This window comes from Nisaea sediminum, from assembly GCF_014904705.1.
Lineage (GTDB): Bacteria > Pseudomonadota > Alphaproteobacteria > Thalassobaculales > Thalassobaculaceae > Nisaea > Nisaea sediminum.
In genome coordinates this window covers 423,927-448,057 of sequence record NZ_JACZCQ010000001.1, presented here as the reverse complement: position 1 = coordinate 448,057, position 24,131 = coordinate 423,927, and the positions used below count along the sequence as shown (strand labels likewise).

The following is a 24,131-nucleotide window of genomic DNA, read 5'->3' as shown; positions in this document are numbered from 1 at the left end:
ATGGCCGACCTATCCATCATTGACGCTTTTCGCGAGAGCATGATCGGCCTGATGAAGCTGCTGAACGAGGAAACCGCGATGCTGAAAAGGCGCGAGTTCAAGACCCTCGACAAGCTCCAGGCACGAAAGCGCCAGCTATCGATCTCGTTCGAAAAGCATCAGACAGAGATGCGGAGCCACCCGGAAGTTCTGGAAATGATCCCGGCGGACGACCGCACCGCGCTCCGGGAGCTTTATCAGCGTTTCCGCTGTGCCCTTTCCGACAACATGCTGGCTCTAAGGTCCAGCCACGATGCGGCCGAGCGGGTCGTGTCGCTGATTATGGATTCGGTCAGGAAGCAGCGCGGGATCACCGCGGAAGAGCCATCTTTCGGTCGGCCGCGGACCGGATACGCCGCCTATTGCCCGGCAGGCCAGGCAGCGGCGGCGGTCAGCAAGAGTCTCTGAAGCCGGAGCCCCTCAACGAAGACGAGCCGCCAAAGCGGCCCGGTCCCGAGAGGATTGTTCTCTCTCGCTTGAGACGATCTCCCCGGCGATCAGGCCAGGGCCGCAGCGCGCTGCTCGGCGTCTTTCGCCGCTTCTTCATTTCCGGCCTTGCTGTGCAGCCGTGCCAAAAGAGAAAAACTTGAGGCATTCCCGCTATCGAGGGCGACCGCTCTCTCGGCCGCAACGATCGCGTCGTCGCTGCTGCCGAGCGACTCGAGCAGTACCGCGATATCGTTGAAGATCTCGCTCTCTGCCGGTGCATCCGCGAAAGCGCTCTCAAGTTCGGCGACGGCTTCATCCCTTCGGCCAAGGCGCTTCAAGAGTACGGCAAGACGGCAGCGGGACCCTATATCTTCCGGCGCGCGCTCGCGAATGGATGTATAGCAGCGCTCCGCGATCTCGAGCTCGTCGAGCTCCATCATCACATTTCCCAGCGTGACCATGGCTTCGAGATTTTGATTGTCCGCACTGATTGCCTGGTGAAGAAATTCCGCGGCGCTTGGCAAATCCTTGCGATCGATTTCGAGAATTCCCCGCCAGGTGAGAAGACGACTGTTGGCAGGATGTTCGGAAAGGCCCTCCTCGAGAACGGAGACGGCATCGCCCAGTTTTTTTTGCGACCGGTAGACGAGACAGAGAGAAAGGAACGATTCCGAGATGTCAGGATCTACCGAGATTGCCTTGCGCAACAGTTCTACGGCTCGTTCGAGATTCCCGAGATGTAATTCAAGGGTACCCGCATGGCAGATATAGCGACCTGAGTCAGGATCGAGTTCCATCGCGGATTCGAAGAAATCACCCGCCGCGTCCAGCTCATTGCACTGCATACAGAGCAAACCGGCGAGGTCCAGCGCCTGGTGATTTTGCGGATCCCGTTCGAGGATCTCGACATAAATGTTCCGCGCTTCGACTACTTCGCCGGCTTCATGGTGAGCGATCCCGCGCCTTAGCAGCTCATTGATCGCGTCTTCATTCTCCACGCTGGGGTCCTCCGTCGGCAAAACGCGTTTTACCGTTCTTTCCTAACATACTTGGAACTCTAGGGGAAATTTCACTTCCTCCCGGTGGGAGCAGTGTTCGGAGAGAGCAAACGGCGGAATCAAAAAGGGCGCCAGACCTCGCGTCTGCCGCCGAGACGTAAAAATTAAATTGAACCTTCGACGATCAGATCAGAACGTCGACTTCAGTTTCCGCCGAGAACTCGGTTTCCGATTCGCTATTTCCCGCGGAGCCCTGAACAGCAGCGCCATCCGTCGCCGTTGACTCACGTGGTTCCGGAATCTCGATTCCCAAACCAGCGGTTTTCTGCAGTTCCTGAACCACGCGCTCCGGCGGAAACTGTCGCTTCACTTCACCGGACTGGCTGTCCCGAACCTCGAAGATCACTTTGAGCGCTTCGGAGTCGAAACGGATAACCGGGCTCAGATAAAAATCGGACTGAATGGGCTTGGCCGCTGCCACAGCGCCAAAACCTAACGCCTGATTTGACGGCGCGGGGACTGGCTGCGCAATCGATCGTGCAGCGGTCGCCCCGGATAGGATCTCGACCATGACGATCTCCATTCTGGAGTCAGTTAACCTGCCTTTTATCGGCAACTGCAGATAAATGTACTATCGCAAAAGTCAATTGTCGAGTCATTTGGATGTTACGGCCAAATTGACGAAAATTCGCCCGGCAACGATATATCCTGCCAAGAAAGCAGCTTAGCCAGGATTTGCCCTCGGAGGTTTACAGGTAATTCGCGAGGGAGAGATTGCGCAGCGATGCGGTGGTCTGATAGGCCGCCTGAAGTTGTCCCTGGATGAGTTGGAATTCTGCTGCGGCCTCAAAGGGGTCGATGTTCTCGACTCCGTCCAGCTGCTTTGTCAGGACCGTGTTGTCGTCTTTGTGCTGGTCCTGAATGTCCGACATTCTCGCCTGCGTGGTGCCGATGGATGCAATCATAAGACCGATGTCGTCGGCCGCCGCTTCGACCCGGCTCAATCCATCGGTGACAAGAGCACCGTAATCGGCATCCAGGCCGGCCGCGTAATCGACATCCGCGAAGATCGCAAAAACCTCAAAGAGTTCCTCGAACGCATCGTCGTTCGCCAGCTCGCCGAACTCGAGGCGAACCCCCTCCGCGGCGTCGAAAGCAAAAGGTTGCGTCTGCCCCGGAGGCAAGCCGCCGACGTTGTTCCAGTTTCCGTCTGTTCCGAAGAACGTCGCGGAGTCACCGATCACAGTCGCGGAGTTACCCACAGCAAGCGGCGTAATGGCGGCAAAAGCATTGGTTTTCAGCGTCGCGGCATTGATCAGCGGTTGCGTCGCAACGGACGTGCCATTGAACAGATTACGTCCCTCGGACTGCGAATTCAGCAAGCTCACCAGCTGATCGATCGCGGAATCCGCGAACTGCTTCAACACTGGCGCCGTATCGTCATACTTCCCTTCCTGCTGCTTGATTAGCTCTGAGCGCATTTGCTCCGCAAGATCCTGCATCCCGACCAGCGCCGCTTCCATCACCTTGGTGCGGGTGCGTACGGAGTTGATGGTGCCGACGTAGGATTCCTTCGTCTGGATTTCTTCGCGCAGCTGAATCGATATCCGGGCGTTATCCCCGGAAAGGCCGCTATAGATCGGCGAAAGCTTACCCGTAGAGACCTGCTGCTGAGCGCGCAGCATTTGGCTCTGCAGGTTCAGGATAGTGTTCTCGGTTCTGAGTGCCGTTGTCAGGGTGGCGATACGCATCGTCTCACTCCCACCTAGCGAATAATGTTAACCAACTCGTCCAGCGATTGCTGAACGGTCTGCAAGACTCGCGCCGATGCCGCGAACGCGGCTTCCAGCTCGATCAGCTTGGCGAGTTCCTCGTCTGTATTCACCCCGCTCTCGTCCCGGAACGACTGGACCAGGGTATCGCGATAGTTGGTTTCGAAGGTCAGCTGGCTCTCGAAAGTCGCGTGCTGGTTCGCCTGGAAACCAACCAGTTCCGCGGCGAAACCCTCGATTGTATTCGTCGCCGTCAAACCGAAACCCGAGACGAAGGTCTGGGTCGCCTGAAAAGCGTCGAGCATGGCGTTCGCAATCCGGTGGTCACCGGAACCGATCGCGACATATGTGTTCGCCGCGTCGCCAGTGTCGCCGGTCACAAGAATGGAAGGGGTCGCGGTCACCGTTGGATTGACCCGGATGACTTCCGCGAAGCCCTGTTCGTTGCCAAGCGCGTCCGCCGGAACGTTGCCGCCGGCATCCACGAACAGGTTCACCACCGCAGTGGTGCCGTTGATGGTGAAGGTGTCGAGATCGTTGGCCAGTTCGTGCGCCAGCGTATCGAGCTGATCCTGCGCTTCGACCAGAATGGTGTCGCGGATCCGCAGCAACCCGGCAAGCTCGCCGTCGCGCGCGGATACTTCGCCCGAAATATTCGGGTTCGTCGCCGTTCCCGGCAACCCGTCCTCAATCTGCAGGGGCTGACCGGCGGTCGTCGACGTGAAGAGCGCGGTTTCGGTAAAGGTGAGCGGAAACTTCGTGTCGTCGAGCAACAGCCGGCTGTCGCCGGTCAGGATCGTCAACTCACCGTTCGACCGCTCGATGACATTGATGTTCAGGTATTTCGAGAGTTCCTGAACATATTTGTCGCGGCTGTCCTCGAGATCCGCCGTCGTCCGGCCCTCGGTCTTACGGATCGCGATCTCATCATTGAGCGTATCGATATTGGTGAGCGCATTATTCACCAGCTCGACGGTGTCAGCGATCGCGCTGTCCGCTTCCTTGCGCAGGTCAGCGATCGCGGCGGTAATCTCTTGAAACTCCTGGGCCACGGCTTCGGCAGCACGAAGGACCTCGGCCTGGTTGGCGCCAAGTTCAGGAGCGATCGACATGACCTGGATCGATTCCTTCAGGTCGGTGATCTTCGCGGAGATCGAATCATTGTCACCAGGACGGCCGAAAGCCTCGACGAGACGCTCAAGATAGGCATCGAGCACACTCAGCTCGGAGACCGTCGCTTCCTGGGTCCGGATATCCTCCAGAAGGCCTTCATTGACTGACCGCTCGATCACCCCCAGGTCCACACCCTGCGCCTGTCCGCCGATCAAGCGCGTCTGCAGTTCCTGCGTTTTCCGCGTGTAATCCTCGTTCGTCGCGTTGGCGACGTTCCGCGAAACCACGTCGATGCGGGACTGGGCGGCCGACAGGCCGGACGTAGCGGCCAGAAGTGCGCTGGATATTGACATGGTGGCGATAACCTCCGAAGTCTCTTCGGGTAAATTGCGTCACAAAGCAGAAAGCAAGAACCGGGCCACTTCCCACCGGCCACCGCCTCTCGAAGGCCTTCACGTCGCTCTTTCATTGGTGCAGCATGCCGAGATGACTGGATCTCCTATTGCAAATCCCGTGCAAGTCTTTCAGCACGCGGCGGAGCTGCACAGCGCCGGCCGGATCCTGGACGCTCTGGCTCTGTACGACGGTCTCGCCGCCTCCCTGCCCCAGCTCGGCCATTTCTGGCATTTCTACGGTCTTGCCAGCTTTCAGGCCGGCGACAGCGCTGCAGCACAGGTGCGTTTGCGCCGCGCTCTGCTTCTCTCACCGCAAGACGCCAGCTGCCTCAACAGGTTCGCCTGCATTTTCCTGGCCGCTAACATGCCGGAAGAGGCGCGGCGCCATCTCCGGCATGCCCTGGCCCTCTCCCCGAATCATGCTGAAGGTCTTTACAATTGTGGCGAGGCGGAGCGCCTGCTTGGAAACAATACCGCCGCCCTCGCCTGTCTCGACCGCGCGACAGCAGCCTGTCCAGAGGAAGCGGGCTGGCAACTGTCCCGCGCCAAAGTCCTGCACGAACTGGACCGTCTCGAAGACGCCCGCTCGCTTCTGGAGAGCCTCGCCGACAGTGAACTGAAGAGCTCCGAATACTTCTTTCAGATGGGACGGACCCTCTTCGAATTCTTCGAAGCAGACGCGGCCATCACGTTGTACCGCCGCGCCTTGCTGCTCACCCCGGCAGCCGCCGAAGGCTACAACAATCTTCAGCTGGTCCTGCGTTCGGTCGGACGCCAGGGCGAAGGCGTCAGGTCCGCCCGATATGCCAGGACCATCCGGCCGGGCGATCCGGTTCTAGAGTACAATTTGGCCGACTCCCTGTTAGCCGCCGGCGACATTCATGCTGGCTTTGCGCGATATGGCTGGCGGCATCGGAAGGACGAGGTCCGCATCGACCGCCTCGGCCTGCCAGCCGAATGGGACGGCCGGCCCGCCACCGACGACAAGGCTCTCCTGCTCTGCCACGAACAGGGCATCGGCGATGAGATCCGTCTGGTTTCCTGCGTCACAGACACGAGCCAGATGTACGGCGGCAGGGTCGTTCTGGAGAGCGACGCACGCCTGGTTCCTCTGTTTGAGAGATCATTCAAGGGTATAGAAATTGTCGAGAAAGTCGCCCGGTCGGGAACCATCGGGGCTGTCGCGGACTACAATTCACTCGTCGCTGAACGCCGGATCGGATCCTGCCTGATGCTCGGTGACATGCCGCGTTATGTCCGGCCGGATCTGAATTCCTTCCCGACGAAACCCGGTTTCCTGATCCCCGATCCGGAAGAGCGCGCACGATGGCGCGAGCAGTTCGAGGCCGCCGCCCCCCGGCACGCGGTCGGCTTCTGCTGGCGAAGCGGGATGCGGCGCCCGGCCTGGCGGCACAACGACATGAAAATCCAGGACCTCGCCCCCATCATAGAGCAACCTGGAATCCTTCCGGTGTGCCTGCAGTATGATGAATATGAAGCCGAAGTCCGGGCTGTGGAAGAGATGACAGGAACGAAGATGTTCCGTCCGGAGGGGATCGATCAGCGAAACGAGCTGGATCGCGTGGCCGCAATGATCTCGGCTCTCGATATGGTCATCTCGGTCGATACGTCCGTATTGCTGATCGCGGGCGCCGTCGGAACGCCGGCCATCGGACTACACTCGGCCCGGAGCGCGTTGTTCTTTGGCGCGCAGTCCGATCCCTGGCTCCCGTCCGAGCGAAGCCTCGTCAAAGGCGGTAACCGCTCGTGGACCGCGGTGATCGAAGAGGCAACGCCGCTGATGGAAGAGATGCTCGCCGCCAGGCCCTAGACGCGTGCCGGCTGTCAGCTTGCCTCTGCGAGCCTGAACTGATCCTGCAGGCCTTCCATGATCTGCCGGTTCACATTGATCATGGCATCCAGTCCGGCCTTTCCCTCGATCGCCAGCTCGGTTTCCTTCGCAACCCAATGCGCGAGCTGGATGAGGCTGCTTTTCAGGCCCGCGGGCAATCTGTTGCCCGGTTCGGAAAGATCGCACAGAAAGGCATCCCATACCTTGCCGTTCCATAGAACGGCATTAAGTCGATCCTGGAGATTGACGTCTGGTTCCTTTGCCTTGAGAAGCGCGCTCGTGACCTGTCCGAGCAGTCGGTATTCCACCTGCTGATGGCTTTCGGTCTGCGTCTGGACGCTTTTGTATGCTGCGTATCCCTGGCGCATCTCACGCTCCTCCGATACTCACGCTGCCGGCTCTTACTGGAAGAGCCCCAGCAGAACCTGCGGCGCGTTGTTCGCAACGCCAAGGACCTGCACACCGAGCTGCTGGCGAACCTGAAGAGCAGTGAGCTGAGCGGATTCCCGAGCGAGGTCGGCATCGACGATATTGCCAAGACCTTCTTCGGTCGCATCGCTGACCGCGGTCAGGAACTCGGTCTGGAAATTGAGCGCCCTTGTATCGGCACCAAGCTGGCCGAGGGCGATGTTGATGGTCGATTCCAGGTTGGAATACTGCGCCGTCAGCACGCTCTGCGCGTTGGTCGCGCTCGTCAGCGTCGCGCCGCCGAGCGAGTTGATTTCGGTCAGCAGGTTGCGGGCACGCAGCGTGATCGTGTCATTGTTGAGGTTCGACAGCGTGTTCACCGAAGTCGACGTGTTCAGAACATTGATCCCGTTGAACACCGCGTTGGTGACAAAGTTGCGTGCCTGGGAAATCAGCTCGTTGAAATCGTCCGTGAGGATGTTTCGCTGTTGCGTCGTGATGCCTTCGTTCGACAGTTCCGTCAGCTTCTGCCGCACATCCTGCAACAGATCCGAAATCGATGTCGTGCCGGCGAGTGCGACCTGCGCGATGCCCTTCGTGTTATTCAGCCCCTGCTGGATCGCACTGAGAGCCCGCAAGTCACCGCGGATACCCTGCGCGATCGCGAAGTTCGACGCGTCGTCCTCGGCACCCGAGACTTTCAAACCGGTGGAGACCCGGTCCTGAGTCTGCGCCAGAAGATTGTTGGTCCGCTCAAGGTTGCGTAGCGCGACCAGAGCCTCCGGGTTCGTCAGAATCGAGTTGCTAACCATTTCCAGTGTTCCTTCTCTCTTTGCGCCGCCCGTCTACCCCGGATCCGGACCAGTTCTTGGCCTCGGCGATTTTTGCCGGGTGAATCGGACGGCGAACCACTGTCTCGGCCCTTTCGACGCAAGAGCCGGGCCAGTTCCAGAAAAAGAAACAATACTTTGATTTTACGTTATTTTTAGACTTCCGATCATTTGAAATCGGACAAACTCAGCGGGATCTCCGTCGGAAACCCGGCAGGAAATACCAAGCTTGACCGGATGTTCTTTCCGGCTAACTCGGGGAAGTCAGGATCTCGCGAAGCTTCTGCGCTGCCCGTTCTAGACAGACCCGCATATCGAAGGGCTCTGCCCGGGGGGCCAACGGATAGCAAGATCCCAGAACGGCATCGTGTCCGTCACTCAGATAGAGCAAGCCGCGTCCAAGGCGCAGCGTCGGCGTCCCCACCGCCGCCGCGAGGGGGCAAACCGCTGTGTCGACCGAAACCACAGCGTCCAGTGCCGACAGCATCGCCGCAAGCCGGTCCAGTTCGTTTTTCTGGTCGATGCCCGTCGGATCATGGATATCGCAGCCGAGTCGGTTACGGGCTTGCTCCAGTTCGCCGTCGCGGAGGCTGTAAACCAGGTTCACATAATAGCCGCGCTGTGGCCCCAGTCCCTCGACCATCGTGATGGCGTCACAGTAAAGCCGGTCCCGGGCAACGGAAGTTGTCCCTCCGCGCCAGCAGAGTCCGATTAGGGGAAGTGACGTGCGCGCCCGGAAATATCGCCGCCAGGCCTCGACGTCATCGGCGTCCGGCACGAGATAAGACACCGGGCCCGCCAGACGTGTGTCATGGACAAACCAGGCCAGAAGCGAGCCAGCCAGAATAGCGTTGTCGAAACGATGTTCCGCGACTGCAGTTCCATAGTCGAAATAGGCCGCTCCTCCTTCCCTGCCTTTCAGCTGTCTGTCGATGAACCGGAAATCGGGAAAACTGCGTTCGAACAAGCGGCGGTTCCGCGGATCGCATTCGACCGTGATCTCGCGCGCACGACCTCGAAGACATCCGAGCCGGCTGAGAAAGATATACTCGTCGCCGACCCCCTGCTCGGCCGCGACAAGAAGATGGTCCGGCACCGATTTCCCGTTCCAGGCCGGCGGCAATCCGACGCGCGCGCTGTCGATGCGCGAACCCGCGCGGGCTTCGTAATAGCGCCACCCGGCCTCCGGATCCCCGAAAACGAACGCGCATGCGGCGGCAACGAAATACAGCTCTGCTATGTCGGGGTAGAGCAGCAGCGCATACCGGCTGGCTTTCGCCGCTTCCGCAAATCGCTCGAGCCGAAAAAGCGGCAGAGCGAGGCAATGGTGTGCGGCCTGTCCGTCCGGAATCAGCAGGAGCGACCGCTTCGCTGCGGTCACGGCAGGTGCGTCCAGTTTTCTCGCTTCGCATGCGGCGGCCAGCGCCGCCCAAAGGCCGCTGTCTCGCGGCGCGAGACAAACCGCTCTGCGCGACCAGGAAATCAAATCAACGGACGAATGGTTTCCGGCAGGTTCTCCGCTCAGATGCGGATAGAGCGCAGCTCTCTCCGGCGCGAGCAGAATCGCCTTGCGAAGCGCAGCCTGCGACCGCTGTCCTTCGGCCGTTTGTTTCAGGCATATAGCCAAGTGAAGGTAAGGCTCGACATCATAAGGCGCACGCACGGATGCCGCTTCAAGGGGGGCGATCGCTTCTTCGAATCTGCCGGCGGCGAGCAGCGCCGCGCCGAGCCTCGCGAGCGTAGCCGGATGGTCCGGAAGGCGGTCGGCGGCTTCCCTTGCCGCCAAGACGGCGTCAGCATAGTCGCTGCACATCCCTGCGAGTCGTGAGCGGTTCAGCCAGGCTTCGGGATTCTGAGGATCGGCGCCGGTTGCCTTTCGAAACGCGTCGAGCGCGTCACCCGGCCTTCCCTGCGCAAGCCTCACCGCCCCAAGATGGTTCCAGGCGGGTGCCTGTCCAGGGTCCAGGCCGACGGCCCGCTCCAGATTGGCGGCCGCGGCCCCCAGCCGGTTCGTTTGATAGAGTAATGTGCCGTAGAGGTCCCGGGTCGCGGCATGGTCGGGATAGCGCGCGAGGATCTTGCGGTAGCCGCTTTCCGCACGGTCGAATTGATTGTTCCGATGCGCCGCCAGAGACGCCTGAAGCAGCTCTCGAAAAAAGCCTGCTTCCTTGCTTTCCGCTTCCCGATTGTGCGGATTGTCCGTCACACCGCCCGGCTCACATCGGCGCTCAAGCCTTGTCGAGAATCGACCCGACAGCGCCGCTCGGTTGCGGAGCGGAGGCTGACGGAGCGGCCTGATCCGGCTTCAGCCCCTTCATGATGTCGCGATTGACCGCGACCAGGGAATCGATATCTCCATCGCCTTCAAGCGCGAGAGCCGTCTCTTTCGTCACCCAGATCCCGAGGCTGACGATGGCAGCCCGCAGTTCTCTCGGCAGCTGATTGCCTGCGGTCCCGCAATCCTCGACGAAAACGTCCCAAACCTGTTTGTTCCAGTTCAGAGCGGAAGCGACCTGCGACATCTTCTTGGGATCGCCCTCGGCGCCTTTCTGGTTATCGATCGCCTTGATCAATTCGGAAGTGACCTGCGCCAGCAGACGATATTCAGTATCGCGTGACGTCGCGGTCTGATTGATGGTCTTCTTGTAGGCATCGATGCCGGACATCAATTAACTCCCAACCGCTTCAGGCGCGCCGATCTTGAGGATTTCAGCTTCGTAGGTCATCAGCGCCTTACAGGTTTTCAAGGCCCGGTAAAAGCGCTTTTCGTTCACATCCTGGACAATATTCAAAAGTGTCATACGGACTTCTTTGAAAGTCGTCGCCTCCAGAAAACTCTCAACAAGCTCCAAAAACACGCCGCGATATCGATCGGATTCATCTTGATCGAGATACATTAACAAAATGGTAAAGTAGATCCGCTTCGCAGGAGTATTCGCATCCTCTTCCTGCATGATGTCCTTACCAAGCAGAATCGTCGCCTCGTTCTGAAGAACCAGAGACGCACCTTTCTTGCCGGCGACCATCACAGCCCCGTTGACGACGAATTTCTCTCCCGGTTTCACATTGATTTTTAACGGCATTCGATGAAATCCGCACAATCAGCCTGAGTGCACATTCATAACATCAAATGTAGGAATTCGAAAATGCGGTTCATCACAAACCGCGTCAACTTGTCGGGATTTCCTCGAAATCTCCCGGCACAGAGCCAGTTACACGCCAGCCGGCCGGCCAAAGAGGCCGGATAAAAAAATCGGGGGAATTTCTTCCCCCGATTTCCTTGAAGATATGATCCGCTATTAACGGAACAGACCCAGGAGGGACTGCGGACGCTGGTTCGCGATACCGAGAGTCTGGGTCGACAGCTGCTGCTGCACCTGCAGGGAGGTGAGGCGAGCAGACTCGCGAGCCAGGTCGGCGTCGACGATGTTGCCGAGACCTTCTTCGGTCGCATCCCGGATCTGCTCCAGGAACTGCGTCTGCAGGTTGAGCGCGCGAACCTCCGCACCGAGAGAACCGAGCGCGGTGTTCACGACGGACTCAAGGTTGGCGAACTGGTTGGCGATCACGCTCTGCGCGTTGGTTGCAGAGGTGAGCGTCGCCGTCGCGATCGTACCAACCTGCGTGGTAACCGCGCTCTGCGCCGTCAGGGACAGAGTGCCGCCGGCCAGGTTCGACAGCGTGTTGACGGAACCGGCACCGGACTCGATCAGGTTCACACCGTTGAACGACGCGTTGGCGATGAAGTTCGCCGCTTGCGAGACCAACTCGTTGAAGTCGGCCTCGAGAATGTCACGCTGCGCGGTGGTGATGCCTTCGTTGGCCAGCTCGGTGAGCTTGCCGCGGATGTCGGACAGGAGGTTGGAAACTCCGGTCACACCGGCGATCGCGACGTTACCGATACCCTTCGCGTTGTTCAGGCCCTGCGAAACCGCGTCGATACCGCTCAACTCGGCCCGGATGCCCTGCGCGATGGCAAAGCTGGAGGCGTTGTCGAGAGCACCGGAAACCTTCAGGCCCGTGGAGACACGATTCTGCGTCGTATCCAAACCCCGGTTGATGGAGTTCAGGGTACGAAGTGCCGTGAATGCAGAGGGATTGGTAAGGATAGAGTTTTGAATAGCCATTTTGGCCTCCTCTTTCTAAGGACTGCGGAAATTTTTCCCGCAAGTTCAGGGGCAAGCCCCCAGAGCAAAACCCGCCTCTTTTGAGCGGATAGGCCATAATAACACAGAAAATAGTTGCGAAAAGTTTAATGTGAGAGAGGAAATACGGCGGAAAATACGAACCTGCGGTTGCCCAAATTTAATCCGCTGAAATCATTGGAAATTCGTAATGAATCCGCTTCACGCCGGATTGTGACAAAACACGCCGGATTGTGACAAAACTCGCCCCATTCAGCCCGCCTGATCGAATTCCTCGCGCACCCGGCGCAAAAAGGGCGGCCGAAGCCGCCCTTTCGCAAGAATGTTTTTGCCGTAACCGTTAGCCGAACAGACCAAGCAGGGTCTGCGGGCGCTGGTTGGCGATGCTGAGCGTCTGGGTCGACAGCTGCTGCTGCACCTGCAGGGAGGTGAGGCGAGCAGACTCGCGAGCCAGGTCGGCATCGACGATGTTGCCGAGACCTTCGTCGGTCGCATCCCGGATCTCTTCCAGGAACGTCGTCTGCAGGTTCAGGGCACGGACCTCCGCACCAAGCGCGCCGAGAGCAGTGTTCACGACGGACTCGAGGTTGGAGAACTGGTTGGCGATCACGCTCTGCGCGTTGGTCGCAGAGGTAAGCGTCGCCGTCGCGATGGTGCCGACCTGCGTGTTGACCGCGCTCTGAGAGGTCAGTGTGAGCAGGCCACCGGCCAGGTTCGACAGCGTGTTGACGGAAGTGGCGCCGGAATTGATCAGGTTCACACCGTTGAACGACGCGTTGGCGATGAAGTTCGCCGCCTGCGAGATCAACTCGTTGAAGTCGGCCTCGAGAATGTCACGCTGCGCGGTGGTGATGCCTTCGTTGGCCAGTTCGGTCAGCTTGCCGCGGATGTCGGACAGGAGGTTGGAAACTCCGGTCACACCGGCGATCGCAACCTTGCCGATACCCTTGGCGTTGTTCAGACCCTGGGTAACCGCATCGATAGCCTTCAGTTCGGCCCGGATACCCTGCGCGATGGCGAAGTTGGACGCGTCGTCGAGAGCGCCGGCGACCTTCAGGCCCGTGGAGACACGGTTCTGCGTGGTGTCGAGGCTGCGGTTGATGCCGTTCAGGGTACGAAGGGCAACGAAGGACGACGGGTTGGTCAGAACAGAGTTTTGGATAGCCATGGTATAAAGTCCTCTTTCTAAGGGCTCATGATGATTCAGCGTTTTGCTGAAAGTGAGGTCTTCCTCACGCCGCCATCATCCACAACTCCATAAACATTGTCAATAAAAAAATTAAAATTGTAGATAAATTGTATATTATTTGTTTTTCAATAAGTTAGCGTCTCTTGGCCATATCCATTGCGCCACCGACACCGCATCGACGGCCACCATGCGGGCCCCTCCTCTGCTCTCAATATCCGTGCCAGACCGGTCTCCTACGGTAATCGCCCATGCCAGGGCGAGTGACGGGGCAAAAATTTCCTCCCCGCATGGCAGATCTTTCCCCCCTCCCCTCATCGCGCTCCGGAAACCGACGATTTTCCGCCATTCACCGGCCAATTTCCGCCGAGCTGGGCTTGGCCCGGTCCTTGCTTCCTAAAACACCGACATAACGCGCGAGGACAAGCCATGTCTCCCGTATCGAATACGCAGGACTACGCAATTGGCGTGACCGGAAAGCGCAGCAGCGCGTTGCCGTTTGATCCGATTGCGTCCCGGAAAGCGGATCGCCCCAAGTTCAGGCTCGAAGATTACGAACGCAAGGATACGTCGGAAGTCCGGCCTGCGGACTCGGCACACCGCGAGCGCGGCACGCGCACAGAAGCGACGGACTCCCGCCAGGATCAACCGCGCGAAACCGATCGCTCGGAGGCAAGGCCAGCCGACGACAATAAAAAGGCCGAAGCGAATTCGGGCAAGACCACTGCGTCCGGCGCCTCCCGGAACACGGACGACGCCGATGCGAAGCCAGCGCGCGCGAAGCAGGCCGATGCTGTCCAGGGCCCTCCGGAACAGGATACGGCCGCCGCCGAAGCGCGAACAAAGACAGAAACGCCCGAGACCGGCGAGAATGCGAAGGCGCCTACGACCGTAGAATCAAGCGCGACCGTCAATGACGCCGAGCCGGCGCAGGCCGAGCCGAATGCGGCAGGCAAGGGTGCGGCTGGCCCGCAGCAAACCGGCGAAGCCGCGGAAGCCGCCGGGCAGACCTCCCCTGCCGACGGATCGGCAGAGCTCGCGGAAGTTAAGAAGAGTGCAGCGACCGATGCTCCCGCAGCGGCTTCGGGCGAAACGGCTGCAAAAGCGCAAACCACAATCCCTCAGGCAAGTGAGGCCGCAAACACCCCGGCTCAGGCTCAAACCCCGGTCGAGGCTCAAAGCCAGAATGCAGCCGCGCCGGCGGCGGCCGCGCAAGATGCCGCGGCGAAGAACGGAGCTGCCGATAAACCCGCGGACAAAGCGGTTGCAGAGCCGGTACGCACAATTGCCGATCCGAAGCTCGCTGCTCTTCAAAAGCTGACGCAGCCGAAAGCGGCGCCGCCCCAGACTCCGGCGGCTGCCAACGGGGCAGAGGACAAGACCTCCTTCACGCTTCCGGTGCCTTGGCCGCCGCAAAAACCGGGCGTCCAGACGGCAACTTCAGCAGCGAACGGCACTGCGAAGCCGGCAGCGGAGCTCCCCTCCGAGGCTTCTGCACGCGCGGCTCAAGCGGTGGCCGCGGCCACAACGAACGGCAAGTCCAGCGGACCGCAGACGATCGCTTCGGACATGAAGACAGCGGCGCCGCAGGCCGCCCGGGGTAAGCAAACCGCTGCGGCCAATGCGGCCGCTCAGAACTTGCCGAAGATCGAAATCGAGAATCCGGCCGCGACAAAGCCGCAAGTCTCGTCGGATGCCTCGGTGCTGATCGCCAACAACCGGACGGCTGCCGACAGCGGACGATCGAAGCAGAGCTTCATCCCGTCGCAGAGCGAGACCATAGCCGCCGTCACGGCTTTGAACAGCCGGGTCCCGCGCTCCAACGCTCTTGGCGCGGCCCCGCAGAGCAATGCGGTGACTTCGGCAGTTGAGAAAGCCTCTGCTCAGAGCACCGCCAATGCCGGTCAGGCAGCGGCATCGATCAACGTTGCAGCCAACACCGTCCAGTCCACGACGCCGAACACCGGCGCCGCTCCGGCTCCCATGCCGGGCCAGATGCCGGTCGGTTCCACGGAGATGACAATGGGCGGCCGGTCGCAGGGCGGTACGGGCCAGAGCAGCCTGAGCGAGCCCGGTACGAACACGGGCGGCACGGCGCGTACCGCCGATGCCCCGTCCACGAGCACCGGCAGCAGCTTCGGCGACAGCCTCAGGACAGCGGGAACCGAGCGCAGTGCGCCCGCTTCCGAGACCCGGCAGTCTTTGCCGAGCAGCCCCGCCGAGCAGGTCAAGGTGAAACTGGTCAAAGCTGCCGAGGGCGGCCTCGACAAGATCAAGATCCAGCTCAATCCGTCCGAACTCGGCAAGGTCGAGGTTCGCCTCGAATTCGGTTCTGACGGCGGCGTTCGGGGGATTGTGACGGTCGAAAAACCGGAAACTTTGCACCTTTTGCAGCGCGATGCCCGTCATTTGGAACAGGCTTTGCAAGACGCAGGATTCAAGACCGATGGTGAAGGCCTCGAATTCCAGATGCGAGGCGGCAACACCAACGAGGGACAACAGAATGCCGGAACCGGGAACGGTTCCCACTCTGAAGCGGGCGGCGACCTGACGGCTGAAGAAGAACAGCTCGCGACGGCCACCGCAGGGACTGAACAGAACGGTGTCGGCGAAGACGGTTCGCTGAACATGGTGGCCTAGGAGGCGACGGACATGGTGAGCTCTGTATCAAGCACTGGCGACGCAAGCATCTGGGCGACCGAACAGACGACCGAAGAGCGCCTTGAGGAACAACGGAACCAGTTCCTGACGCTGTTCCTGACCCAGCTGCAGAACCAGGATCCGACGAGCCCGATGGACTCGAACGAGATGACCAACCAGTTGGTCCAGTTCACCTCCGTCGAACAGCAGATCGAGACCAACAAGTCTCTCGGCAAGCTCGTCAGCGCGCAGGTCGCGAACTCGAACACCGCAGCGGTCGGCTATATCGACCAGAAGGTGATCTTCAACGGCAACACGACCACGCTGACCGACGAAGGCGCGACCTGGGGATACAAGGTCGACGAGAACGCGGACTCCGTTGCGATCAATGTGTTCAACGAAGACGGCCTGCTTGTCTACACGACCGACGGCGACACAACCCCCGATACACGCCACGAATTCGTCTGGGACGGCAAGAACAATGCCGGCGAGCAACAACCGAATGGAGCCTATTCCGTACGGGTCGGCGCCCTCGACAAGAACAACGACACGGTCGAGACCCAGATCGAATCCATCGGCCTCGTGACCGGCGTGGTCACTGGCGAGGAAGGCCCGAGCCTTCTGGTCGGCAACGTGATCGTCAAGATGGATCAAGTAACGCGAGTTTCCGCCACCTAAGGCGGAAGGACCGGGCGGCCAGAGCGATGCCCCCGGCCACGGCGCCAGACCGGCGCCATCGGTAGAAACGGTCGAGACTGACGTCCCGGCCACTGGAATGGAGGACTAGACATGAGTGTTACCGGCGGACTTTTCGCGGGCGTGGCGTCGATCGGCGCTCAGGCTACCGCGTTCGGTATTATTTCCGACAACATCGCCAACTCGCAGACGGTCGGCTACAAGGAAACAAACGCGCGTTTCCAGACGCTTGTGACCCGCAGCCCCACCGCGACGGCTTTCACCCCGGGCGGCGTGCAGGCGAAACCGCTTACGAACCCGGAACGCCAGGGCCTGCTGCAAGCGACCAACAGCACCACCGACATTGCCGTCGACGGTAATGGCTTCTTCGTTGTCAACGAAGCGTCCAATCCAGGGTCCGACGACGAATATCTGTTGACCCGGGCCGGCGCCTTCAACACCGACGAGAACGGCCGTCTGGTGAACACCGCCGGTTACTACCTTCAGGGCTGGCGAACCGACGTGACCGGCAACATCGTCAACCAGGACACGCGCGACCTGCTGACCAGCCTCGAGACGGTCGACCTTTCCCAGTTCGGCCAGATCGCGAACGCGACAGATGATGTCTCCATCAACGCCAACCTCCCGGCGGGAGCCTCGACCGGCACGACGGCTGTCACGAACATCACGATTTATGACTCGCAGGGCTTCGACTATTTGCTCGAAACAACCTGGACAAAGGCAGCAGCCGACAACACCTGGACCTATGCCTACCAGCTGGTCCGCAATCCGGGGACCGTCAGCGCGGTCGCAACCGTCATCGGTACCACGCAGACAATGGTCTTCAACCCCGACGGCAGTCTGCTTGCAGTTGCCGGCGCAAGCGGCACTACGAACCAGGCAGCAACGGAAACCCTGACGATTAACGCCGCCGATTTCGGCCGGACGGTCGAAAACGCGACGATCACGATCAACTGGGGGACTTACGGACAACCAACAGGAATGTCGCAGTTTGACGGGGAATTCGAAACCTCGCTATTGAACCAAGATGGTTCAGGGCCATCCGCGCTGATCGGAGTCTCGATATCGGAAGATGGATTGGTCTCGGCAAACTTCGCCAACGGACAATCGCGGAACATCTACAGGTTGCCGATCGGCACCGTACCGTCAGCAACGCAGCTTGATTCGGTGAACGGTAACGCATACCGCGTGACCTCAACGTCCGGTGACATCGTTCTCAGCACCCCGACCAGCGGCGGTACCGGCCGTATCCAGTCCGGCTCGCTGGAGAACTCCACCACCGATATCGCGACAGAGTTCACCGATCTGATCATCACCCAGCGCGCCTATTCGGCATCGACCCGGATTATCACCACAGGCGACGAATTGCTGGACGAGATCATCCGCATCAAGCGGTAGGCATCGCCTCCATCCGATTTCTACCGTCAGTTTTTTTGCCCCGGCGTCAGCCGGGGCTTTTTTTTACCGCAAATGTCTCCTTCGCGAGAAAGATCGCATTTTAACTATTCCTTAGGAGGCAGCACTTATTCTCGGTTCATCAGCATTTCAGCATGCATTGAAGAGATGTCCGCAGACGAGAACATTGAGAAAATGGCGGCGCAACACGAACCCGCAGAAGCCGACGCCGACGGTGCCGCCTTCGCCGGCCTTCCGCCAGCCAACACGAAACGATGGGTCGTGAGCCGGAAAGCGCAAGTCGTTCGGGCCGTCGAGGACGGCACCATCACGCTAGAACAGGCCTGCGAACGCTACAGCCTGAGCCACGAGGAGTTTTCGAACTGGCGGGAACTCATCAAGGTCCACGGGACTCGCGCCCTTCGCGCCACACGTATCCAGGACTACAGGCGCGCGTCGCGGCGCCATGGAGGAGCCTGAGAGAGCCCTCTAGTCAGGGAGAGCCGCGACTTCCCCGGCAATCTTCCGAAGCACCTTATTCCATTTCTCCGATTGCCGCTTCGCGACGTAGCGCACGCTCGGGAACCAGGTGCAGCGGCCTTTGCGGAAATATGTATCGGCAACCGGAAACGGTCGGAATTCAAGCGTCTCGATGCCAATCGCTCCGGCCATGACGGAGACCGACGTGGCCGGGCTGACGACCAAGTCCATACAACTGGTCAAGGCCGCGGCCTTTTCCAGATCCATCTTGAGATCGACATCGTCCCAACGGACGAGATCTACTCCCGAAATATTATGCGCCGCCTCCAATTCGTCAGCAGTAGCGTCATATTGCAGGTTCACGAAGGTCACACCTTTGACCTTCAGGATCGGCGCCATGTCCTCGATCGCAGCGTAATACTCGTTACGATACGCTCCGGAGAGGCCGCTTCGCCAGCAAAGCCCCACATATGGTCCCGGTCCTGCGGCCTTGAGACGATCTCTGAATTCCGCGACAAGTGCCAGATCCGGCTTGATATAGCCCGAATGTTCCGGAAACGCGTCCTGGCTCGTACGGAACAAGCGCCCGAGCGATCCGAACGGCAAAACGATATCGAAAGGTTCGACCCCTCGCTCGGCAGGCCAATAATTTGCCGGAACGACTCTGGTCTCTGGAAAGGAGCGTTGAAACAGCGTGACGAGCCGGCGTTCGCACTCGACCACGACCTCTCCGCCACGCGCGATAGCCTCTGGAATCATGCTCGCAAAACGGATCTCATCCCCAATCCCCTGCTCCGCATAGAGAAACAGACGGGCGCCATGAAATGGGTTGCCATTCCAAAGCGGTTGAGCAAAGGCACGCTTAGCTTTGCTCTCCGGCAAAAACGTCGATCCGGCCATTCGCCATTCCGAGTGGAACCAAGCTTCATCCCAGCGACCTTGCCGCAGCAGGACCGTACCGAAGTTATGGTGGGCGTGGGCGTTTTCAGGATCGATCTCCAGCGCCTTGCGAAAATATTTTTCCGCCTGCGCGAAATCACCGATGTCGGCCAGCATGACACCCAAGTTGGTCAACGGTTCCGCTTTCCGGATACCCAGTTCGAATGCCTTGCGATTTGCGATCAATGCCTCAGATCGCCGGTTCATCTTGGAGAGCACGCTCGCTTGGTTAACATGGTATTCTGGAACTTTTGGCGCCGCGCGCGCAGCGGCGCGGAAACTCTTGAGCGCCCCCTCGTAATCTTTCAGATCCTCCTGGACCACACCCAGATTGCTCATGATCATGTGATTGCGAGGCTCAAATTTGAGCGCACGCTGCATCAGCTCACGGGCGACCTCAAGACGCCCCATCTTGCGGGCAACAATGCCGACACCATGCAGAGCCGTCGCGTCCTCCTCGTTCTCATCGAGGACCTGCATGAAAATCTTCCGCGCTTTCTCCCACTCGGAGGCATTGAGCATTTCTACGGCTTGACTATTCAACTTACGGTGCCGTGTCCGGGAGACATCCAACATCCCCTGAAATGACCCTGCCTCCGCACGCTCTCCCGATTTCGGATTCACGCCATTGTCAGACTGACCTTGGGTCGCCGATTGCCGCACCATGAGAATTTCTCCGTCACCCCGGTGGGTGATTCTAAGATTGGCCCTTTGTTGGATCAACGCAGAAACATTCCTTTAACCAATACCACAAGTATCGCCGCTAATTAATTGTTCTCTTTCGATTCACACTCGGATATAGTCACTAGGCATTTTTTGCCGAGAGGACTCTTTCAATTTTCATAAGATATGTCTAAAATGCAATCTAATTGTGAGAGTCGCCCGGGGCAACATCCGGGCACCAGCTGCGCGCAACAGCAAGGGTCTTAACCCATGAATCCTCTCGTCGACTTGCTTCGAAATCTCGGCCCCATCCGCATCGCCGCCCTGGTCGGCACAGCGGTCGCCGTGCTGGGCTTCTTCATCTTCCTTGCCTCGCGTCTGTCGACCGGAGGGATGGCGCTGCTGTATGGCGACCTCGATCCGGCGGATAGCGGCGCGATCGTCAAGGAACTCGAATCCCGCAACATCGAGTACGAGCTTAAGGCCGGCGGCCAACAGGTCTACGTGCCCGGCGACGAAGTGCTGAAACTGCGGGTGGCTCTCGCCGAACAGGGCGTCCCCGGCGGCGGCACGATGGGCTACGAGATCTTCGACAAGTCGGACGGTCTCGGCACCACCAACTTCGTGCAGAACGTCAATCTGGTGCGCGCCCTCGAAGGCGAGCTCGCCCGCACCATCGGGGCGATGAACAATGTCCGCGGCGCGCGCGTTCATCTCGTGCTGCCGCAACGCGAACTGTTCAGCCGCGAGCGCCGCAAGCCGAGCGCTTCCGTCGTTCTCCAGGTCCAGGGCGCCGGCCGCCTCGGCCGCGAACAGGTCCTCGCGATCCAGCACCTCGTGGCCGCAGCGGTTCCGGAAATGGACCCGCAGAACATTTCCATCCTCGACAGCCGGGGCCAGCTCCTCGCGCGCGGCACGTCCGAGGAAGACGGCGCGCTTCCGGGCCAGAGCTCCGAGGAAATGCGCCTCGCCTTCGAGAACCGCCTGCGCGGCTCTGTGGAGGAACTGGTCGAACGCATCGTCGGTCTTGGCCGCGTCCGCGCGGAAGTCAGCGCGGAGATCGATTACGACCGGTTCACGGAACAGTCGGAAATCTACGATCCGGACAGCCAGGTCGCCCGCTCGACACAGACCATCTCAGAAAACGAAAGCTCCCAGGAACGGAACAAGCAGGACACGGTCTCGGTCGAGAACAACCTGCCGGAAGCCCAGGCCAATGCCGGTGCCGGAGATCTTTCCGCGCTTTCGGAATCCTCGCGTAGCGAGGAAACCGTCAACTTCGAGATCAGCCGGACCGTCCGCAACCGCGTCAAGGAAGCGGGCGAGATCCAGAACCTGTCGGTCGCCGTCCTGGTCGATGGCCGCTATGTCGAGAACGAGGAAGGCGACAAGGTCTATCAGCCGCGCACGCCGGAAGAACTGGAGCAGATCGCGACCCTCGTGCGCTCCGCCGTCGGTTACAACGGCACGCGCGGAGACACCGTCGAAGTCGTCAACATGCAATTCGTCAAGCTCGAGCCGCTCGACCTCGATGACGGATCCCTCCTGTTCGGCATCTCCAAGGACGAGTTCCTGCAGCTTGCCGAAGTTCTGGTCCTCGCCGTGGTCGGCCTGCTCGTTATCCTGCTGGTCGTGCGCCCGGTTCTCACCCGCCTCTTCGAATCCATGCCGACCACGCTGGCCGCCAGCGGCGGCGTTGGCGCGATCGGCGGGGCCGATGCGATCGCACAATTGACCGGCCCGGGCGCGACCGCCGACATGGCGGAGTTGCTGGAAAGCGACGACGAGGAGGAAAGCCTTCTCGACCAGATGATCGACATCAACCAGGTCGAGGGACGCGTCCGCGCCTCCTCGCTGAAGAAGATCGGTGAAATCGTCGAGAAACATCCGGAAGAGGCCGTGGCGATCATCCGCAACTGGATGTATCAGGAAGCCGGCAATACCGGCGGCGGCTGATTGGGCGTGAGGGCATGGGCGGAACGGGAATGACGGGCTGACGCACATGGAGAAGCAGAAATCACGCTTCCTGTTCGATGATATTTTCGACGAGGAGTATCAGCAAAAGCTCCGCCGCGCCGCCGAAGCCGCGCGCCTCGCGGAAGAGGAAGCGGCGATCAATGCCCCTCCGACATATACCCAGGAAGAAGTCGACGACGCCAAGGAGGCTTCCTACCAGCTCGGCCGCCAGGAAGGCATGTCGGCGGCGATGTCGGGCATCGAGCAGCAGGTCGCCGTTGCCCTGGAAGGGGTGCTTGCCCAGGTCGGCAAGCTGAAGGACGCGCATCGCAAATGGACAAACGAGATGCAGCGCGACGCGGTCCGGCTCTCCGCCACCATCATGCGCAAGCTCGCCCCTGAACTGGTCCGCGGAACCGAGCTGCCGCAGATAGAACATGTCATCAATCAGGCCTTCCAGTTCCTGACCGAGCAGCCGAAGGTCATGATTCGCGTTGCGACGGAAATCGAAGAACCGTTGCGGAGCAAAGTGCAGCTGATGGCCTCTCGCGTCGGCTACGAGGGGGAAGTCGTTCTGGTCGGCGACCCGGAACTCGTGGCGACCGACTGCCGTGTCTCCTGGGCGGCCGGTGCGGTCGAACGTTCGCTGGACGAAACCTGGCACGAGATCGACGAGATGGTGGAGCGCACGATCTCCGCCCTGCCCGCACGCTCGGGGATCGGCTCCGACATTCCGCCGTCGGAAGAACCGGATGCCCCCGGAGTCGCGCTTGAAGCCGAGACCGAAGACGAACCGACCGAAGCCGATCCGGCCCCCGAAACCGAGCCCCTTGCGAGCGACGTGGAACCGGAGATGGACGACGCCGTCCATCCGGACGAAGCTGACGTGAGGGAAAGCCAAAGCTAGCGCAGCATTGCCGCCAGAGGAGAGCTGAATGTCCGACGAAAGCGATGTCGATTTCGAAGATCTCGACGACATGGATATGGCCGCTGCGATGGAGCAGCAGGCCGCCGAAGAACCCGAGGAAGTGGTCGCTTCCGATGCCCCCGAGCGCATCAGTGCCCGTGAACTCGAAGCCGTCTACGACATCCCGGTCCAGGTTTCCGCCGTGCTGGGCAAATCCAGCATGCAGGTCAGCCAGCTCCTGAAGCTCGGTCGCGGCGCCGTCGTCGAGCTCGACCGCAAGGTCGGCGAAGCGATCGATATCTACGTGAACAACCGGCTCGTCGCCCGCGGCGAGGTCGTGATCGTCGACGAGCGCCTCGGCGTGACGATGACGGAAATCATCAAGTCCGACAGGACCGGCTGACCTTGAGAGCGGACAAGTTCGATGGCTGATCGCGCGACTGTAGAAGATGGCGCCCGCGCGCGCCCGGCACGCGCCCGCACGTTCGATGTGCCGGAAAGCGGACGGACGATCGATATCGCGCTGATTTTCGGCCTCTCCGTCGCCTTCGGCCTGGTCGGCACGGCTCTTGTGCTCGGTGGTTCGGTAAGCTCCTTCTACAATCTTCCGTCGGTGCTCATCGTCCTGATCGGAACCTTCGCCGTGACGCTGGTATCGTTCAGCCTGACCGAGCTTATGGGAGCCTTTGGCGCCGTCCTCGCGACGATCCTGCCGAAACGCTACGATCACCGGCTCGCCGGCGAGCGCGGCCTCAATCTGGCTGCCATCGCCCGCGACAACGGCGTCCTCGCGCTCGACCACGTGCTTCCGGTGATCGAGAGCGAGCCGTTCCTGCAACGTGCCATTGCGATGACCGTCGACGGAGCGACGCCGCACCAGATCGACCAGGTTCTGGCGCAGGAGATCGATGCCGTGCAGGACCTCAGACACCGTTATGCGGGCGTCTTGCGCCGCGCTGCCGAGGTCGCGCCCTCCATGGGCCTGATCGGTACCCTTATCGGGCTGATCCAGTTGCTCGGGAACCTGAACGATCCGAGCTCGATCGGACCGGCCATGGCGGTCGCTCTGCTGACGACCTTCTACGGCGCCATCCTCGCCTACATGGTGCTTGCGCCGATCGCGGCGAAACTGGAGCGGAATGCGGAAGCGGAACTGCTCGAATGCGAAATCTACCATGCCTGCGCCATGTCGATCGCGCGGCAGGAAAACCCGCGGCTCCTGGAGCGGCTCCTCAATACCAAACTGCCGCCCTCGCAGCGGCTCGACTATTACGGATAGATGGGTGCG

22 protein-coding genes are annotated in these 24,131 nt (G+C 60.3%); 10 read left to right on the top strand and 12 right to left on the bottom strand.

The window, feature by feature from the left end; genetic code table 11:
• Positions 1-447, top strand: coding sequence for a hypothetical protein (locus IG122_RS02060; RefSeq protein WP_193179962.1), 447 nt, complete (start codon positions 1-3; stop codon positions 445-447).
• An 89-nt stretch (positions 448-536) separates the two neighbouring features.
• Here IG122_RS02060 and IG122_RS02055 read toward each other — a convergent pair whose 3' ends face one another.
• The 4 genes from IG122_RS02055 to flgK form a co-directional block, all read right to left on the bottom strand.
• Complete coding sequence (locus IG122_RS02055; protein ID WP_193179961.1) at positions 537-1,466, bottom strand: tetratricopeptide repeat protein; 930 nt, start codon at positions 1,464-1,466, stop codon at positions 537-539.
• Between the two features lie 184 nt (positions 1,467-1,650).
• The gene (locus IG122_RS02050; protein ID WP_193179960.1) at positions 1,651-2,037 is read right to left on the bottom strand and encodes a hypothetical protein; all 387 of its coding nucleotides are present in this window, start codon (positions 2,035-2,037) and stop codon (positions 1,651-1,653) included.
• 178 nt (positions 2,038-2,215) lie between these two features.
• Positions 2,216-3,217 (bottom strand): flagellin N-terminal helical domain-containing protein, encoded by a 1,002-nt coding sequence (locus IG122_RS02045; RefSeq protein WP_193179959.1) that lies wholly within the window; start codon positions 3,215-3,217, stop codon positions 2,216-2,218.
• 14 nt (positions 3,218-3,231) lie between these two features.
• A complete protein-coding gene (gene flgK / locus IG122_RS02040) occupies positions 3,232-4,704 on the bottom strand; it encodes a flagellar hook-associated protein FlgK (protein WP_193179957.1) in 1,473 nt (490 codons plus the stop codon).
• Between the two features lie 160 nt (positions 4,705-4,864).
• On the opposite strand from flgK, the gene IG122_RS02035 reads away from it, so the two are divergent.
• A complete protein-coding gene (locus IG122_RS02035) occupies positions 4,865-6,577 on the top strand; it encodes a tetratricopeptide repeat protein (protein ID WP_193179955.1) in 1,713 nt (570 codons plus the stop codon).
• A 14-nt stretch (positions 6,578-6,591) separates the two neighbouring features.
• On the opposite strand, the gene IG122_RS02030 is transcribed toward IG122_RS02035, so the two are convergent.
• The 7 genes from IG122_RS02030 to IG122_RS02000 all read right to left on the bottom strand — a co-directional run bounded on the left by IG122_RS02030 (position 6,592) and on the right by IG122_RS02000 (position 13,149).
• On the bottom strand, positions 6,592-6,966 hold the full coding sequence (locus IG122_RS02030) for a flagellar biosynthesis regulator FlaF (protein WP_193179953.1): 375 nt from the start codon (positions 6,964-6,966) through the stop codon (positions 6,592-6,594).
• Positions 6,967-6,999: 33 nt separating this feature from the next.
• On the bottom strand, positions 7,000-7,818 hold the full coding sequence (locus IG122_RS02025; protein WP_193179951.1) for a flagellin: 819 nt from the start codon (positions 7,816-7,818) through the stop codon (positions 7,000-7,002).
• Between the two features lie 268 nt (positions 7,819-8,086).
• A complete protein-coding gene (locus IG122_RS02020) occupies positions 8,087-10,042 on the bottom strand; it encodes a tetratricopeptide repeat protein (RefSeq protein ID WP_193179949.1) in 1,956 nt (651 codons plus the stop codon).
• A gap of 22 nt (positions 10,043-10,064) precedes the next feature.
• Positions 10,065-10,502 (bottom strand): flagellar biosynthesis regulator FlaF, encoded by a 438-nt coding sequence (gene flaF, locus IG122_RS02015; RefSeq protein WP_193179947.1) that lies wholly within the window; start codon positions 10,500-10,502, stop codon positions 10,065-10,067.
• A 3-nt stretch (positions 10,503-10,505) separates the two neighbouring features.
• Complete coding sequence (flbT, locus tag IG122_RS02010; protein WP_193179945.1) at positions 10,506-10,919, bottom strand: flagellar biosynthesis repressor FlbT; 414 nt, start codon at positions 10,917-10,919, stop codon at positions 10,506-10,508.
• Positions 10,920-11,135: 216 nt separating this feature from the next.
• The gene (locus tag IG122_RS02005; protein WP_193179943.1) at positions 11,136-11,963 is read right to left on the bottom strand and encodes a flagellin; all 828 of its coding nucleotides are present in this window, start codon (positions 11,961-11,963) and stop codon (positions 11,136-11,138) included.
• 358 nt (positions 11,964-12,321) lie between these two features.
• Positions 12,322-13,149, bottom strand: coding sequence for a flagellin (locus IG122_RS02000; protein ID WP_193179941.1), 828 nt, complete (start codon positions 13,147-13,149; stop codon positions 12,322-12,324).
• A 447-nt stretch (positions 13,150-13,596) separates the two neighbouring features.
• Here IG122_RS02000 and IG122_RS01995 point away from each other — a divergent pair, with 447 nt between their 5' ends.
• The 4 genes from IG122_RS01995 to sciP all read left to right on the top strand — a co-directional run bounded on the left by IG122_RS01995 (position 13,597) and on the right by sciP (position 18,378).
• Positions 13,597-15,807 carry a flagellar hook-length control protein FliK gene (locus IG122_RS01995; protein WP_193179939.1) on the top strand — a complete coding sequence of 737 codons (2,211 nt, stop codon included), beginning with the start codon at positions 13,597-13,599 and terminating at the stop codon, positions 15,805-15,807.
• A 12-nt stretch (positions 15,808-15,819) separates the two neighbouring features.
• Positions 15,820-16,485: a flagellar hook assembly protein FlgD gene (locus tag IG122_RS01990; protein WP_193179937.1), complete on the top strand. Its 666-nt coding sequence runs from the start codon at positions 15,820-15,822 to the stop codon at positions 16,483-16,485.
• Positions 16,486-16,596: 111 nt separating this feature from the next.
• Entirely contained in the window at positions 16,597-17,901 is a 1,305-nt protein-coding gene (gene flgE, locus IG122_RS01985) for a flagellar hook protein FlgE (protein ID WP_193179935.1), read from the top strand.
• A gap of 192 nt (positions 17,902-18,093) precedes the next feature.
• Positions 18,094-18,378, top strand: coding sequence for a CtrA inhibitor SciP (sciP, locus tag IG122_RS01980; protein WP_226893263.1), 285 nt, complete (start codon positions 18,094-18,096; stop codon positions 18,376-18,378).
• A 9-nt stretch (positions 18,379-18,387) separates the two neighbouring features.
• Here sciP and IG122_RS01975 read toward each other — a convergent pair whose 3' ends face one another.
• Entirely contained in the window at positions 18,388-19,983 is a 1,596-nt protein-coding gene (locus tag IG122_RS01975) for a tetratricopeptide repeat protein (RefSeq protein ID WP_193179931.1), read from the bottom strand.
• Between the two features lie 267 nt (positions 19,984-20,250).
• Here IG122_RS01975 and fliF point away from each other — a divergent pair, with 267 nt between their 5' ends.
• Genes fliF through IG122_RS01955 form a run of 4 tightly spaced genes read left to right on the top strand, consistent with a single transcriptional unit; the run spans position 20,251 to position 24,122 of the window.
• On the top strand, positions 20,251-21,936 hold the full coding sequence (fliF, locus tag IG122_RS01970) for a flagellar basal-body MS-ring/collar protein FliF (protein ID WP_193179929.1): 1,686 nt from the start codon (positions 20,251-20,253) through the stop codon (positions 21,934-21,936).
• A 46-nt stretch (positions 21,937-21,982) separates the two neighbouring features.
• The gene (locus IG122_RS01965) at positions 21,983-22,843 is read left to right on the top strand and encodes a FliH/SctL family protein (RefSeq protein WP_193179927.1); all 861 of its coding nucleotides are present in this window, start codon (positions 21,983-21,985) and stop codon (positions 22,841-22,843) included.
• Between the two features lie 28 nt (positions 22,844-22,871).
• A complete protein-coding gene (gene fliN / locus IG122_RS01960; RefSeq protein WP_193179925.1) occupies positions 22,872-23,246 on the top strand; it encodes a flagellar motor switch protein FliN in 375 nt (124 codons plus the stop codon).
• Positions 23,247-23,267: 21 nt separating this feature from the next.
• Positions 23,268-24,122 carry a motility protein A gene (locus IG122_RS01955; protein ID WP_193179923.1) on the top strand — a complete coding sequence of 285 codons (855 nt, stop codon included), beginning with the start codon at positions 23,268-23,270 and terminating at the stop codon, positions 24,120-24,122.
• Positions 24,123-24,131 lie beyond the last annotated feature (9 nt).

Bases quoted from the DNA above. Each gene is read 5' to 3' on its own strand.
- IG122_RS02060 (WP_193179962.1), top strand. From the start codon at position 1: ATGGCCGACCTATCCATCATTGACGCTTTTCGCGAGAGCATGATCGGC.
- IG122_RS02050 (WP_193179960.1), bottom strand. From the start codon at position 2,037: ATGGTCGAGATCCTATCCGGGGCGACCGCTGCACGATCGATTGCGCAG.
- IG122_RS02045 (WP_193179959.1), bottom strand. From the start codon at position 3,217: ATGCGTATCGCCACCCTGACAACGGCACTCAGAACCGAGAACACTATC.
- flgK (WP_193179957.1), bottom strand. From the start codon at position 4,704: ATGTCAATATCCAGCGCACTTCTGGCCGCTACGTCCGGCCTGTCGGCC.
- IG122_RS02030 (WP_193179953.1), bottom strand. From the start codon at position 6,966: ATGCGCCAGGGATACGCAGCATACAAAAGCGTCCAGACGCAGACCGAA.
- IG122_RS02025 (WP_193179951.1), bottom strand. From the start codon at position 7,818: ATGGTTAGCAACTCGATTCTGACGAACCCGGAGGCTCTGGTCGCGCTA.
- flaF (WP_193179947.1), bottom strand. From the start codon at position 10,502: ATGTCCGGCATCGATGCCTACAAGAAGACCATCAATCAGACCGCGACG.
- flbT (WP_193179945.1), bottom strand. From the start codon at position 10,919: ATGCCGTTAAAAATCAATGTGAAACCGGGAGAGAAATTCGTCGTCAAC.
- IG122_RS02005 (WP_193179943.1), bottom strand. From the start codon at position 11,963: ATGGCTATTCAAAACTCTATCCTTACCAATCCCTCTGCATTCACGGCA.
- IG122_RS02000 (WP_193179941.1), bottom strand. From the start codon at position 13,149: ATGGCTATCCAAAACTCTGTTCTGACCAACCCGTCGTCCTTCGTTGCC.
- IG122_RS01995 (WP_193179939.1), top strand. From the start codon at position 13,597: ATGTCTCCCGTATCGAATACGCAGGACTACGCAATTGGCGTGACCGGA.
- IG122_RS01990 (WP_193179937.1), top strand. From the start codon at position 15,820: ATGGTGAGCTCTGTATCAAGCACTGGCGACGCAAGCATCTGGGCGACC.
- flgE (WP_193179935.1), top strand. From the start codon at position 16,597: ATGAGTGTTACCGGCGGACTTTTCGCGGGCGTGGCGTCGATCGGCGCT.
- sciP (WP_226893263.1), top strand. From the start codon at position 18,094: ATGGCGGCGCAACACGAACCCGCAGAAGCCGACGCCGACGGTGCCGCC.
- IG122_RS01975 (WP_193179931.1), bottom strand. From the start codon at position 19,983: ATGGTGCGGCAATCGGCGACCCAAGGTCAGTCTGACAATGGCGTGAAT.
- fliF (WP_193179929.1), top strand. From the start codon at position 20,251: ATGAATCCTCTCGTCGACTTGCTTCGAAATCTCGGCCCCATCCGCATC.
- IG122_RS01965 (WP_193179927.1), top strand. From the start codon at position 21,983: ATGGAGAAGCAGAAATCACGCTTCCTGTTCGATGATATTTTCGACGAG.
- fliN (WP_193179925.1), top strand. From the start codon at position 22,872: ATGTCCGACGAAAGCGATGTCGATTTCGAAGATCTCGACGACATGGAT.
- IG122_RS01955 (WP_193179923.1), top strand. From the start codon at position 23,268: ATGGCTGATCGCGCGACTGTAGAAGATGGCGCCCGCGCGCGCCCGGCA.